Origin of the sequence: Pseudomonas sp. M2(2023) (genome assembly GCF_030263955.1) — a bacterium.
GTDB lineage: Bacteria > Pseudomonadota > Gammaproteobacteria > Pseudomonadales > Pseudomonadaceae > Aquipseudomonas > Aquipseudomonas asiatica.
Genome location: NZ_CP127114.1, coordinates 3502020 through 3515373, shown reverse-complemented (window position 1 = coordinate 3515373; position 13354 = coordinate 3502020). Strand labels below are relative to the sequence as shown.

At 63.8% G+C, this 13354-nt stretch carries 14 protein-coding genes; 6 read left to right on the top strand and 8 right to left on the bottom strand.

Annotation, left to right across the window (positions count from 1 at the left end; translation table 11 throughout):
• Nucleotides 1-82: 82 nt before the first annotated feature.
• Both lpxO and QN085_RS16230 read right to left on the bottom strand, forming a co-directional pair.
• Nucleotides 83-982: a lipid A hydroxylase LpxO gene (gene lpxO, locus QN085_RS16235; RefSeq protein WP_023662367.1), complete on the bottom strand. Its 900-nt coding sequence runs from the start codon at nucleotides 980-982 to the stop codon at nucleotides 83-85.
• 147 nt (nucleotides 983-1129) lie between these two features.
• Nucleotides 1130-1933: a hypothetical protein gene (locus tag QN085_RS16230; RefSeq protein WP_031325150.1), complete on the bottom strand. Its 804-nt coding sequence runs from the start codon at nucleotides 1931-1933 to the stop codon at nucleotides 1130-1132.
• 125 nt (nucleotides 1934-2058) lie between these two features.
• On the opposite strand from QN085_RS16230, the gene thpR reads away from it, so the two are divergent.
• Nucleotides 2059-2604, top strand: a complete 546-nt coding sequence (gene thpR / locus QN085_RS16225; RefSeq protein ID WP_013973172.1) for an RNA 2',3'-cyclic phosphodiesterase — start codon at nucleotides 2059-2061, stop codon at nucleotides 2602-2604.
• A 105-nt stretch (nucleotides 2605-2709) separates the two neighbouring features.
• Here thpR and QN085_RS16220 read toward each other — a convergent pair whose 3' ends face one another.
• Nucleotides 2710-3615: an AraC family transcriptional regulator gene (locus tag QN085_RS16220; RefSeq protein WP_024087366.1), complete on the bottom strand. Its 906-nt coding sequence runs from the start codon at nucleotides 3613-3615 to the stop codon at nucleotides 2710-2712.
• A 180-nt stretch (nucleotides 3616-3795) separates the two neighbouring features.
• On the opposite strand from QN085_RS16220, the gene calA reads away from it, so the two are divergent.
• Nucleotides 3796-4848, top strand: coding sequence for a vanillin reductase (gene calA / locus QN085_RS16215; RefSeq protein WP_041506439.1), 1053 nt, complete (start codon nucleotides 3796-3798; stop codon nucleotides 4846-4848).
• 136 nt (nucleotides 4849-4984) lie between these two features.
• On the opposite strand, the gene QN085_RS16210 is transcribed toward calA, so the two are convergent.
• Nucleotides 4985-6304 (bottom strand): PQQ-binding-like beta-propeller repeat protein, encoded by a 1320-nt coding sequence (locus tag QN085_RS16210; RefSeq protein WP_013973169.1) that lies wholly within the window; start codon nucleotides 6302-6304, stop codon nucleotides 4985-4987.
• Between the two features lie 204 nt (nucleotides 6305-6508).
• Here QN085_RS16210 and QN085_RS16205 point away from each other — a divergent pair, with 204 nt between their 5' ends.
• A complete protein-coding gene (locus QN085_RS16205) occupies nucleotides 6509-7726 on the top strand; it encodes a sugar transporter (RefSeq protein WP_041505855.1) in 1218 nt (405 codons plus the stop codon).
• 120 nt (nucleotides 7727-7846) lie between these two features.
• Here QN085_RS16205 and QN085_RS16200 read toward each other — a convergent pair whose 3' ends face one another.
• From QN085_RS16200 to QN085_RS16190, 3 genes are read right to left on the bottom strand one after another with little or no spacing between them, the layout of a single operon-like run.
• Nucleotides 7847-8431: a LysE family translocator gene (locus QN085_RS16200; RefSeq protein WP_041505856.1), complete on the bottom strand. Its 585-nt coding sequence runs from the start codon at nucleotides 8429-8431 to the stop codon at nucleotides 7847-7849.
• Nucleotides 8432-8481: 50 nt separating this feature from the next.
• Complete coding sequence (locus QN085_RS16195; protein WP_013973166.1) at nucleotides 8482-9312, bottom strand: AraC family transcriptional regulator; 831 nt, start codon at nucleotides 9310-9312, stop codon at nucleotides 8482-8484.
• 47 nt (nucleotides 9313-9359) lie between these two features.
• Entirely contained in the window at nucleotides 9360-10283 is a 924-nt protein-coding gene (locus QN085_RS16190; protein ID WP_013973165.1) for a LysR family transcriptional regulator, read from the bottom strand.
• 104 nt (nucleotides 10284-10387) lie between these two features.
• On the opposite strand from QN085_RS16190, the gene nfsB reads away from it, so the two are divergent.
• The 3 genes from nfsB (at nucleotide 10388) to QN085_RS16175 (ending at nucleotide 12023) form a co-directional block, all read left to right on the top strand.
• Complete coding sequence (gene nfsB / locus QN085_RS16185; protein ID WP_013973164.1) at nucleotides 10388-11041, top strand: oxygen-insensitive NAD(P)H nitroreductase; 654 nt, start codon at nucleotides 10388-10390, stop codon at nucleotides 11039-11041.
• Nucleotides 11042-11139: 98 nt separating this feature from the next.
• On the top strand, nucleotides 11140-11589 hold the full coding sequence (locus QN085_RS16180) for an Xre family toxin-antitoxin system antitoxin (RefSeq protein ID WP_013973163.1): 450 nt from the start codon (nucleotides 11140-11142) through the stop codon (nucleotides 11587-11589).
• Nucleotides 11586-12023, top strand: coding sequence for an RES family NAD+ phosphorylase (locus tag QN085_RS16175; protein ID WP_015270851.1), 438 nt, complete (start codon nucleotides 11586-11588; stop codon nucleotides 12021-12023). Before QN085_RS16180 ends, QN085_RS16175 begins: the two co-directional genes overlap by 4 nt.
• Before the next feature lie 7 nt (nucleotides 12024-12030).
• Here the strand turns inward: QN085_RS16175 and QN085_RS16170 are convergent, their stop codons facing one another.
• Entirely contained in the window at nucleotides 12031-13185 is a 1155-nt protein-coding gene (locus QN085_RS16170; RefSeq protein WP_285687309.1) for a cysteine desulfurase family protein, read from the bottom strand.
• Nucleotides 13186-13354: the final 169 nt, after the last annotated feature.

Sequence of the window (13354 nt, the reverse complement as noted above, 5' to 3'; positions counted from 1 at the left end):
GGCTAGTCGAAGAGTGGAAAGTGTGAGGCTTGTACTTTGGTTGGTTGCGCGCAGGCCTTTGGACTGCGCGCTCCCACATCGATCAGATATAGATGAACACCAGCACCAACGCCGCGACGAACGCCCACTTCTCCAGGTAGTAGCGCGTGCGGTTGCGCTTCTTCAGCGCCTTGCCACGTTCGCGGATCTTGTAGATACGAGTGAACAGCCGGTTGATGCCACCGGTCTTGTCGCCGGCATCGTTGGGGGCGGCGGCAGCGGCCATGACGTTGCGGCTGAACCAGCGGTTGAACGCGGTTGCCCAGCGGTACTTGAGCGGGCGTTCCACGTCGCAGAACAGGATGATGCGGTTGTGCTCAGTGGTATTGGCCGCGTAGTGGATGTAGGTCTCGTCGAAGACCACGCCCTCGCCATCGCGCCAGGAATACTTCTCACCGTCCACATCGATGTAGCAACCATCGTCGTTAGGCGTGTCCAGGCCCAGGTGGTAGCGGTACGAGCCGGCATACGGGTCGCGGTGGCGCACCAGCTTGGCGCCCGGTGGCAGGGTGGCGAACATGGCGGCCTTGACCGTGCCGATGCCTTTGAGCAACTCGGTGGTGCGTGGGCACAGGGTCATCGCCGACGGGTGGCTTTCGCCGTACCACTTCAGGTAGAAGCGCTTCCAGCCGGTCTTGAAGAATGAGTTGAAACCGACATCATCGTAATTGTCGGACTTCTTGATTTCGCCCACATGCAGCAGCTGTTGGGCTTCCTCGCGGATTTCCTGCCAATGGTCCTGCAGCGTCTGCAGTTCGGGGAAGGCCTCCACCGGCAGGTAAGGCTTGGCCGGGTGCCGGGAAAACAGGTACAGGAAGCTGTTGACCGGGGCCAGGAAACTGGAGTGGTCGCCCAGCTGACGGGTCAGCTTGTGGCGAACGCGACCGCGCAGGTGAACATAGGCGATCGAGAGGACGAAGATGAGGACTAAGGCGATTTTCATGGGCGGATACGTCAAGTAATGGCCATGCGTGATGGCTAAGCCCGCCAGCATAAACAATCGAGTCGATGCTTTATAGAAGAATGTGACGCAACAGTGGCAGACCTTGGTACAAGCGTCACCGCTGTGCCAAGGTCTGCAGGCGATGCATCAGGCCAGAGTAGCCTCGATGCGGCCATCCGTGATGCGATGGTCCTTGCCTTGGTAGCTGACCACATAATCAGTGAATTCGGCGGTCAGGGTCCTGTTCTCCACGTTCCACTCATGCTGCAGACGGCCCCCGGTCAGGGGATAGTACAAACTGCCAATCAAGAAGAACAGGCGTGCGTGGTGTTCACTGAACAGCATCATGATGCCTTGGGTAGCGTTGTCCACTTGCTGTTTTGCGGTGAGTTGGATGCGCCCGTCTTCCAGCTCCCTGGATTTGATGGTTTGAGCGTCGAGGTTGCCCAGCGAGGGGAAAATGGCAGGGTCGATGTTGGCCTTGACCTGGCCGGTGCTGGAGATGCATTGCGTCGCATGGTCGGCCAGCGACAAGGACAGCTTGCCATCCACGATGTCAACCTGGCCCATGGTGTCTACAATGGTGAACTTGAACTCTGCCTCCAATGCCTTGGAAGCCTGATCCATCTGGACAATTCGTATTTCCCCTTCGGTCGCCCAACCTGAGCGGCCAATCGAACTCGAGCCGAAATAGGCGTTGATCTCGGCTTTCTGACCTGGGCCGATCTTGTGGGATTCGCCTGTGACCAAGCAGCTTTCAGGGATATCCATGTGGATGAAGCTATGAACGTCATCCGATCCCTCCTTGTAATGAGCGGCAAAAAATGTGCGGTTGCCCTCACTGACATCTGTTTCTACTTCAGAAGCCTTGAACGCGTACTCACGCTGGCCCCACTTCAGTACTGCTTGCATGGGAGGTTGGGTATTACGGGTGTGCTGACGCTGTTTCATAACCGTATCTATATGATTGAATGGAGACCTCAGCGTATGGTTTGGGTCCCTGCCCGCGAAACTGGCAGCCCTGCGAGTTTCCCAGCGCATCAGTACGTGCTTTGCGCATCTTCAGGAGCGGCACGATGACACCGGTCAGCGGACGTATCGAAAAACCATTCAAGCGCCTGTTCTTCGCCTTGCCGGTGAGCGATGCCCAGCGCCGCGCCCTGGCCCAGTGGCGACGTGGCCTGAGCCTGCGCAGCGGAAGACCGGTGCCGGCCGCCAACTTCCATGTGACACTGCTGTTTCTCGGCGATGTGGATACCGCCCATATGCCTGCTATTTGCGCGGCGGTCGACCAGCTGGAGCTTCCAGCCACGGCACCACGGCTGTTGCTGGACCGCCTGCAGGTGTGGCAGCGGGCCAGCGCCTTGGTGCTGGAGGCGCAGAAGACCCCACCGGCCCTGTTGCAACTGGTGTACAGCTTGCAGCAGGCGCTGCTGCCGTTGGGGGTGGACGCGGCCGACCGTGAGTATCGCCCGCACCTGACGCTGGCCAGGGATTACCGCGGCCAGCCGCCAGAGGCCAGCAGCGCGCCGGATTTCTACCTCGCCGCCCGCCATTTCACACTGTACGAGTCGCGCAAGGGCGCCTACTGGCCATTGGCGCAATGGCCGCTTTCAAGCTGATTCAGGCCATGCAGTACAGTTGCAGCTATCTCGACCGCATTGACCTCAAGGGCTTTGCTATCCCGGTGGGAGCCAGCTTGCCGGAGATGGGGCCAGGGCAGGCGATTACACTGGCAGGCTCTGGTACGGCAATTCATCCCCCGGGCTGCGGTCGAACTGGCGCTTGTACTCGCGGCTGAACTGCGAGGTGCTCTGGTACCCCACCCGGTGCGCGGTCTGCGCCACCCCCAGGCCTTCGCCGATCAGCATCTGCTGCGCCTTCAGCAGCCGCAGGCGCTTGAGGTACTGCATCGGCGCCATGTCGGTGCAGCGCTTGAAGTGCTCGTGGAAGGTCGAAACGCTCATGTTGGCGCGTGCGGCCAGCGCTTCAACGCTCAGCGGCTCGGTGTAGTGTTCGCGCAGGTGGGCAAGGGCGGCGCCGATGCGGGCGAAGTGCCCTTGTTGCTCCACCAGCGCCCGCAACACGCCCGCCTGTGGGCCGCGCAAGGCGGTGTACAGCACCTCGCGTACCCGCGCCGGGCCCAGCACCTTGGCGTCCACCGGGTCCTGCAGGCAGCGCAGCAGCCGTTCCACGCATTCGCGCATCGGCGCATCGAGTGCAGCCGAGGTCATTGAATGCGGGGTTTGCGCCTGCACCGCGGCATCCGGCGCCAGGGCCATGCTTTGCACCAGTTCACCCAGCACGCCGCGGTCGATGTCCACCGCCACGCCCAGCAACGGTGCTTCGGGGGTGGCAAAGGTTTCGCACATGAACGGCACCGACAGTGCCTGCACCAGGTAATGCCCGGCGCCATATTCCAGGGTACGCGGCCCCAGGCGCGCCAGCTTGCTGCCTTGGGCCAGGATCATCAAGCTGGGTTCGTAGATCTGCGGGCTGCTGGCCACATAGTGGTCCCAGCTCAGCACCTGCACCTGGGGCAGGTGCGTGGGCACGAAGCCTGGGCGCGTGGCAAGGCTGCGGATCAGTGTGCAAAGCGGCGCATTGGCGTCGACGTGGCGGGTCAGTTGCATGATGGACCTGGGCAGAGGATCAGACAGTTTGATCATCGCAGAATGAACGCTCGGCGCCAGATGCTGCATGGCATCTTCGGAGAATCAGGCATCGATACCGGAGAATCAGTCGTGGGCGAAGCGACGCATGGCGCGCAGAATGCGCAGCCTGAATCGTTTCACTTCATAGCGAGGCCCTGCATGTATACCGCCATCGGTTACGCCGCCCAGACCCCCACCAGCCCTCTGGCTCCCATGACCTTCGAGCGTCGCAGCCCGCGCCCTGACGACGTCGCCATCGACATCCTTTACTGCGGCGTATGCCACTCCGACATCCACCAGGCGCGCAACGAATGGGGCATTGCCGTGTACCCGCTGATGCCTGGCCACGAGATCATCGGCCGCGTCACCGCTGTGGGCGACAAAGTGACCACACACAAGGTCGGCGACCTGGTCGGCGTTGGCTGCATGGTCGACTCGTGCCGCCACTGCGAAGCCTGTGCCAAGGACCTGGAGCAATATTGCCTGGAAGGCCCGACCATGACCTATGCCACCCCGGACCGAGTCGACGGTAGCAACACCATGGGCGGTTACTCCAGCAGCATCGTGGTCAGCGAGCACTTCGTGGTGCGCATCCCGGCCGGCATGGACCTGCCCAGCGCCGCGCCAATCCTCTGCGCCGGCATCACAACCTATTCGCCACTCAAGCACCACGGCGTCGGCCCTGGTCACAAGATCGGCATCCTCGGCATGGGCGGCCTGGGCCACATGGCCATCAAGCTGGCCAAGGCGCTGGGCGCCGAAGTGACCCTGTTCACCCGTTCCCAGGCCAAGGCCGACGAAGCCCGTCGCCAGGGTGCCGACCATGTGATCGTGTCCACCGATGCCGAGCAGATGCACGCCGCGGCGGGCCGTTTCGACTTCCTGCTCGACACCATCCCGGTGCAGCACGACCTCAACCCGTACCTGGAAACCCTGAAATTCGATGGCGTGCACATCCTGGTCGGGCTGATCGAGCCGATCGACCCGGCGGTGCATGCGGCCAATCTGGTGATGAAGCGCCGGGTGCTGGCGGGGTCGTTGATCGGTGGTATTGCCGAGACCCAGGAAGTGCTGGACTTCTGTGCCGAGCACGCGATTCGTTGTGATATCGAGTTGCTGGATATCCGCAACATCAACCAGGCGTATGAGCGGATGATTGCCGGGGATGTGAAGTACCGGTTCGTGATCGATATGGCTACTTTGCAGGGCTGATGGTTGCCTGACCCGGCCTCTTCGCGGGCTCGCCCGCTCCCACAGGTACTGCACAGACTTCGTAAGCTGTGATTTACCTGTGGGAGCGGGCGAGCCCGCGAAGAGGCCGGTACAGGCAATGAAGATGCTGCAACTGTTACCAGGCCAATGCCCTGTCCCAGCCTTTCCAGAACAACCACCGCCGTACCTCGCCATGCGCCCCGGTACCGATCTGCCAGGCCGGGCGCCCGTTGTCCAGGGCAATCACCGAAACGAACCCGGCATGGCTCGCCGCTACCAGCGTACGCCCGTCGGCACTGATATCCAGGGCACTGATGGTCGACCCCAGGTAATGCTGCCAATGCTCGGTGCCATCTTCGCCAAATGCCCGCAGGTAACCATAGGCATCCCCCACGATATATTCGCCCTCGCGCGCCACGCCGGCATACACCCGTGCGCCATCCTGTACCAGCGGGGTACGCGGGTCCTGGCTGTAGTAGTCGGTATCCAGCCCCGGCAAGTCGGCCACCCTGACGGCCAGCGTGGCACCGCTATAGAAATGGCAGGCATTGACTATCAACTGGTCACCCGCACGATTGAACAGCGCAAAGTGCGGATACTCGCTGGCCGGGCCGATGGCCGCCACGGGCCGGAGCTGGTCATCCAGCACCAGGTGGCGGCTGCCTTGCTCGCCAACCACGATCAACCGACCATCCGCCGATACCGCACCGTGCTCCATGCTCAGCCCAAGGCTGATGTCGTCCGGGTCGGTGCCTTCGTCCAGTTCGTCGAGCACCCGCCCCTGGTGCGGCAGCAGGCGGGTCGCGCCGTGGCGGGTCAGCAGGAAGATACCCTCAGCGCTCACCAGCAGCACCCGCTGGCCATCCGGGAAGGGGATCAGCGTGGTCGGCGTGGGCGGCAGGTCGAAAGGCTCGAACGGGTAACCCGGCGGCAACCCCTCCAACCCCGTGGGCCAGGCCAGGCGCAGCACCTGCGGGCCGCCCCAGCCATCTGTCACGCGTATGCCCTCGGCATTGGCCAGGGCGAAATAGCGGCGGGCCGGGCAGCGGCCGAAGTGATCGACGCCGATCACCGGGGTCACCCCGAGAGGGTCGATGCGCACCACCTGGCCTTTGTCATGCGGCATGCCGATACGTGCCAGCAGGCTGCCATCCTCCAGCAGCAGGACGTTGCCGATGCCTTGCCCGTGCTCCTTGATCAGCGGCAGCAAAGGGTGGTGGGCGGGCGGCCAGGCTTCGCGGAAGGCTTGCTGCTCGAAGGCTTCGACGCCAGGCCGGTTGGCTGCTTGCAGGGCTTGCAGCCAGGCATCGAGCAAATGCTCGGTGGCTTGCGGCAGGGGCTCTTCGAGGTCATCCCAGCCTTGCGCGCGGCCCTGCGCGACATAGTCGTTGACGGCCTGGGCATAGGCGGTGACCGCCTGCTGCCACTGTTGCTGCTGGGAGTGCTGCTGGTCCATGAGCGGATCGGGCTCCTTGTTGCATACGCGTTCGCACAAAGCGCGCATGTTACTCCTTCTGCCCGCCTCGCGGTTGTGAGCCCCCGGCTTGACGCGTACCATGCCGGGCATTCCTTTCAATAACAAAGCGTGCGTCGACACCCCGGCAAGTGGGTGGCCGACGTGCGTCCTGTTGCCTTGCCTGCGGAGAAGCGGTTTGTACCCATGAATGGACCCATACCCACCAACATGCCACCCACGGCGGGTAGCGGCAGCTGGCTGAGCGTCATTGCCCTGGCCCTGGCGGCCTTCATCTTCAACACCACCGAGTTCGTCCCGGTGGCGCTGCTCAGCGACATTGGCCGCAGCTTCGACCTGAGCACCGCGCAAGTCGGCCTGATGCTGACCATCTACGCCTGGGTAGTGGCACTGGCCTCGCTGCCGATGATGCTGCTGACGCGCAACATCGAGCGGCGGCGGCTGTTGCTGTTCGTGTTCCTGGTGTTCATCGTCAGCCACTTGCTGTCGTGGATGTCACAGAGCTTTGCCATGTTGCTGGTCAGCCGTATCGGTATTGCCCTGGCGCATGCGGTGTTCTGGGCCATCACGGCTTCCCTGGCGGTGCGCGTGGCGCCGCCCGGGCAGCAGGCCAAGGCGCTGGGCCTTTTGGCCACTGGCACCACCCTGGCCATGGTCCTGGGTATCCCGCTGGGCCGCGTAGTGGGTGAAGCGCTGGGCTGGCGCATCACCTTCCTGAGCATTGCCGGGGTGGCGCTGGCGACCATGCTGTGCCTGATGAAGTCGTTGCCGCTGCTGCCCAGCCAGAACTCGGGCTCGCTGCGCAGCCTGCCGATCCTGTTCAAGCGCCCGGCGCTGGTGATCACCTATGTGCTGGTGACGCTGGTGATTACCGCGCAGTTCACCGCCTACAGCTATATCGAGCCGTTTGCCCTGCACGTGGCGCAGATAGGCGGAGAGCGCACCACGCTATTGCTGCTGCTGTTCGGCGGCGCCGGGGTGTTCGGCTCGGTGCTGTTCAGCCGTTACAGCGACCGCTTCCCGCATGGCTTCCTGGTAGGTTCGATCGGCCTGCTGGCGGCGTGCCTGTTGCTGCTGTTGCCGCTGTCGGGCAACTTCTATGTTTTCGCCGCGTTGAGCATGTTCTGGGGTGTGGCGATCCTCAGCTTCAGCCTGTCGCTGCAGTCCAAGACCCTGAAACTGGCGTCCGATGCCACCGATGTGGCCATGGCGCTGTTCTCGGGTATCTACAACATCGGTATTGGCGGTGGCGCGTTGCTGGGCAGTATCGTCAGCAGCCAGCTGGATGTGGCGGATATCGGCCTGGTGGGCGGTAGCGTGGCGGTGGCCGGGTTGCTGCTGGCTGTGGCCAGCACCCGGCAGTTCCGCGAGGCGCTGGGCGGGGGGCAAGGCATTCCTGAATGACCGTGCTGTTTTTTTCGCGGGCACGCCTGCTCCCACAGGTACTGCATCAACTTCAGGCGCGATGCAGTACCTGTGGGAGCGGGCGTGCCCGCGAAGAGGCCGGTACTGGCAATAGCGGGCTCAAGCCAGTACGGCAGCCCATGCAGAAATCAACAGCACCCCCGCCAATACCTGGTTGAACACCCGCAACCGCCGCGGTGCCTGCAACCATCGCGCGCTGCCCACCCCCAGCAGCGCCCACGCCGCCATGCATGGCAGGGCAATCAGCCAGAACGCCAGCGCCAGCTGCCATACCGGCAACGACGGCGAGGCAAACACCCCGACCACCGCCACGGCCATCAACCACACCTTGGGGTTCACCACCTGCAACGAGGCTGCGCTGAGTGCGCTGAAGCCTTGCGCCGTGGCCGCCTGCAGCGGGGCGGCGGCACTGCGCAGCATCTGCCACGCCAGCCAGCTCAACCACAAAACCCCGGCCCAGCTCATCAACTGCTGGGCCAGCGGGTGGCGCAGCAGCAGTTCACCCAGCCCCAGGCCCACCATCAGCACGATCGCCGCTGCGGCACCGCAGGCCGCAACGACCGGCGCCAGGCTCGCGCACAGGCCAAAGCGGGCCCCATGGGCAAGAATCAACAGGTTGGTCGGCCCGGGGCTGATGCTGGATACCAACGCAAACAGGATGAAGGGCAACAACGACTGCGACATGATCAAGGGCTCCGGATAAACGAAGCACCATGCTCGCTGCCCGCTGCCTTTCAGTCTGGAAGGTTTGAGCAGCGCCTGCGGTAGTCGGCCGGGGTCAGCTGGTAGGCACGGCGGAACCAGCGCCCTAGGTGGCTCTGGTCGGCAAAGCCCAGGGCCATGGCCACTTCGGTGGGAGTCTGGCCCTGGGCGAGCAGGCGCCGCGCCCGGGCCAGGCGCAGCTGGATCAGATAGGCATGCGGCGCCAGGCCGAATGCGGCCTTGAATGCGCGGGTGAGGCGGAAGCGGTCGATGCCACAGGCCTGGGCCAGGTCTTCCAGGCCGATGTCGCGCTCCAGGTTGGCGTGCAGGTAATCCCGCGCGCGCTGCGCGGTCAGCGGCAGGCGCGGGTCCGGGTTCAGGCGCCGGCGCCAGTGCAGGTGGCGGGTCAGGCAGGCCAGCAGGTCGTCCATGGCCGTCTGCCGGACAATGCGCAAGTCCTGGGTATGCACGGCCTGGAAGGCGAGGGCAGTGGCACGCGCCAGGCGCTCATCGTGGCACAAGGTATCGGCGAAGCTGGGCAGGCTGTCGCCCGGCGCGTGTTCGAAAAGTGCCCGCAGTTGGCTGTCCACCCAGGTGGGTTCCAGGTACAGGGTCGAATAGGTGAAGCCGTCCTCGGTGGGCGCATGGCCGTTATGGATTTCACTGGGCTCCAGCAGGAATACGTTCCCCGGCGTGCTGCGATGGCGCACTCGCCGGCAATCGAATTGCTGCACGCCCTGCTCGGTAACGCCAACCAGGAAGCTGTCGTGCCAGTGCGGGTCGTAGGCATGCCCGACGAAATGCGCGCGGACCGACTCGATGCCGGTGTCGGCGTCCTGCTTGAGGTCGATCCAGTTGCTCATGGGGGCGTGTCGTGGCAGAAATCGCTACCTTAGCGCAACGGCCAGGCTCAGTCTGGAACGATTGTGCAGCCGTTGGCCAGCGCCCGGTTACGCAAGGCCTCGAAGCGTTCGCGCAGCCACAGATGCAGTTGTGCCACTGCGGGCGTGAGCTGCTTGCGGTGCGGGCACACCAGGGTGACCGGGGCGGGTTCACCAAAGTGCTCGGGCAGGATGATTTCCAGTTCGCCGGCCGCGATGTTGGCGCTTACATCCAGCCACGACTTGTAGACGATGCCTTCGCCCTGCAAGGCCAGGCGGCGGATCACGTCGGCATCGTCGCTGACCAGCGGCCCACTCACCTGCACGGTGCGGTTGCCCACCCGCCACTTGTCGTAGACCCGGTTGTGCTGCATGTACAGCAGGCAGGCATGCTGCTGCAGGGCGTCGGGCGTGAGGGGGCGGCCGTGACGGGCCAGGTAGTCGGGCGCCGCCACCAGCACCCGGCGGTTCCAGTCTGCCAGCGGCAGGGCAATGTAGTTGGCGTCCTGGTTGAGGCCGTAGCGGATCGCCACATCTACCGGGTCGCGGTTGAGGTCGGCAATCTGGTCAGACAGGAAGAAGCGAAGGTGCAGGGCCGGGTGCTCGCGGCGGAAGGCGCTCAGCCACGGCAGCAACATGTTGCGGCCCAGGTCTGACGGTGCCGAAACCTGCAGGGTACCGCGCAGGGTGTTGGCGTTGCCATGCAGGTCTTCACGCCCCTGGCGCAGGCTCTCCAGCACATTCAGGGCAGTCGGCAGGTACAACTCGCCTTCGGCGGTCAGGCGGAGGCTGCGGGTAGTGCGGGCGAACAGGCGCACATCCAGGTCGCGCTCCAGGCGCTTGATCGCGGCGGCCACCTGCCCCGGCAGCAGTTCGGCCTCATGGGCGGCGGCGGTGAAGCTGCCCAGCACGCTGCTGCGGACGAACAGTTCGAGGTCGGCGATGCGCAGCATTTTCACTCCAGAGATGAAAGTGTTGCTGCATTGTGCCGGTTTTTCTTTTCTGCAGGAAAGATAAGATGCCCGGCAAATCCTCTGTTCATTCCCGGAGTTGTTGCATGGATACCGTCTCTCTGGCCAAGCGCCGCTACACCACCAAAGCCTACGATGCCTCGCGCCGCATTCCCCAGGCGACTGTCGATGCCCTGCTCGAGCAACTGCGCCATAGCCCTTCCTCGGTCAACTCGCAGCCGTGGCATTTCATCGTTGCCGACAGCGCCGAAGGCAAGGCTCGCCTGGCCAAAAGCACCGCAGAGCGCTATGCCTACAATTCGCCGAAGATCCTCGATGCCTCGCATGTGATCGTGTTCTGCACCCGAACCGAGATGACCGAAGCGCACCTGGATGCCGTGCTCCATCAGGAAGCCGCCGATGGCCGCTTCCGCGATGAGCAGGCGCGTGCCGGGCAGAACCAGAGCCGTCGGCATTACGTCGACCTGCACCGTTTCGACCAGAAAGACCTGCAGCACTGGATGGAAAAGCAGACCTACCTGGCGTTGGGTACTGCCTTGCTGGGGGCTGCGGCACATGGGCTGGATGCCACCCCGATCGAAGGCTTCGACAGCAAGATTCTCGATGCCGAGCTGGGCTTGCGTGAGCGTGGATACAGCAGTGTGGTCATTCTCAGCTTGGGCTATCGCAGCGAGGCGGATTTCAATGCCGGGCTGAACAAGTCGCGGTTGCCGGCTTCGCAGGTGTTCACCTTCCTGTGAGGTTGCCGGGGCCGCTCTGCGGCCCCGTCTTTCCGGTCGGCTTGCAAAATCCGGCATATGCCGCATACTTGTCGGCAAACGCCGGAAAGGAGAGAGCCATGCTTGCCGAAGTGCTTCGCGACAACGGTTACCACGAGTACCGGGCGCGCCTGCATGCACTGCTGGAAATCCCCGAACTCGCCAGTGACTTCGAAATCCACACCCGCATCACCCATGGCTTCGCTGCCACCTGGCTGGTGAAACTGACCGAACTCGGCGTGTTCACCCCTGTGGAGCGTGACCAGATCATTCCCCTGCGCACGCTGAAAACCCGCATCGAACGTGACCAGCCGCTGACCGTGGAAGAAAGCGACCGGCTGTTCCGTTCGGCCCATATCACCGCCATGGCCGAAGCCGTGTTCGGCGAGGCAGGCAAGGCAAAACGCTGGCTGTCCAAGCCCAAGGAGCGCTTCTCGGGGCTGACGCCGATGCAGATGCTAACCACCCAGCAGGGCACCACCCAGGTCGAAGAGATGTTGCTGCAGATCGCCGAGGGCTTCGGCCTGTGATTCTGTGGCGTATCAGCGCCTATGCAGACTTGAGCGGAACGGGCGGCTTGCGTGTCAGCGGCCGCTGGCACCAGGCGGGCCGGCCAGTGGTGTATGCCGCCACCAGCCCGGCCGGGGCGATGCTGGAGGTGCTGGTGCACCTGGAGATCGACCCTGAGGATTTCCCCACCACCATGCGGCTGCTGCGTATCGAGTTGCCTGACACCGTTTCGCAAGCGCAGTTGCCCGCCTTGCAGCCTGGCTGGTCGAGCCAGACCGAACTGACCCGGGGCCTGGGCAACCGCTTTCTGGATGAGTGTTCGGCGTTGCTGCTGCCGGTGCCGAGCGCGATCATGCCCAGCACCACCAATTACCTTTTCAACCCGCGCCATCCGCAGGCAAACAGTGCCAGGCTCGAGGTCGAGGACTTCACCCCGGACAGCCGGCTGTTTTAGGGAAGTTTCACCAAAGTGCCGCTGACGCCGCTGTCAGCACCCGGCCAAACACTTCGAGGGCCTTGTCCACTTCGGCCTCGTTGCTGAAACGCCCGATGCTCAGGCGCACGCTGTTACGTGCCTGGCGTTCATCCAGCCCCAACGCGAGCAGCACATGCGAGGCTGCATCGCTCGCCGAATTGCAGGCCGAGGTGGTCGACAACGCCAGCTCGCTGGCCAGCGCCGCGCTGTTGAAGCCCTTGCTGTCGATACACAGGTTCAGCGTATGGGGAATGCGTTGTTTGGCGCAGCCGTTGAGGGTGACGCCGGGCAGGGCCAGCAGGCCTTCACGCAGGCGCCTGGCCAGTTGTCCGAGGCGCAGGTGTTCGCTGTCGCCGGGCTGGCCGGCCAGGGCAAAGGCACTGCCCATGCCGGCAATCTGGTGGGTCGCCAGGGTGCCGGAGCGCAGGCCTTGCTCATGGCCGCCCCCGTGCATCTGCGCACGCATCAGCGTGCGGGCGCGTGGCCCCACGTAGAGCGCACCGATGCCCTTGGGCCCATACACCTTGTGCGCCGAGAACGACATCAGGTCCACGGCCATGGCGTTCAGGTCGATGGCCAGTTTGCCCACCGCCTGCGCCGCATCCACGTGCAGCAGGGCACCGTGGGCACGTACCTGTTCGCCAATCGCGGCAAAGTCTGTGATCGTGCCCAGTTCATTGTTCACCGCCATCAGCGATACCAGGCGGGTGTCGGCGCGCAACGCTGCCTGCACCGCCGCAGGCTGAATCAGGCCGGCGGCATCCGGTGCCAGGCGGGTAACGGCCCAACCCTGGCGCTCCAGTTCGGCCACCGTGTCGAGCACGGCCTTGTGTTCCAGTTGGCTGGTGATCAGGTGCCCGGGCTGGCCGAGGCCCTGGGCAATGCCCTTGAGCGCCAGGTTGTTGGACTCGGTCGCACCTGAGGTCCAGACCAGTGCATCGGCCTGCGCGCCGACGCGTTCGGCCACTTGCAGACGGGCCTGCTCCACGGCGTGGCGGGCTGCCTGGCCGAAGGCATGGCCACTGGACGCCGGGTTGCCGAAGTTGCCCTGGCTGCCAAGGCAGGCGAGCATGGTTTCGGTGACCCGGTCGTCGACCGGAGTGGTGGCGGCGTAATCGAAATAGAGCGGGGCGCTGGGCATGAGGGCGGGTCCGTGTCTGTCGCCGTGAAATCGGCAATCGTTGGAGCAAGCGTACCCGCTACTTCGGAGATATTTTTCACTTCCAGCGGCTCTATTCTGGAAATGATCAAGAAAAATTTCTCTCTATCGAGTTTTTCTTGGGATTTTTTTCTCCGCATCCCGCCATTCT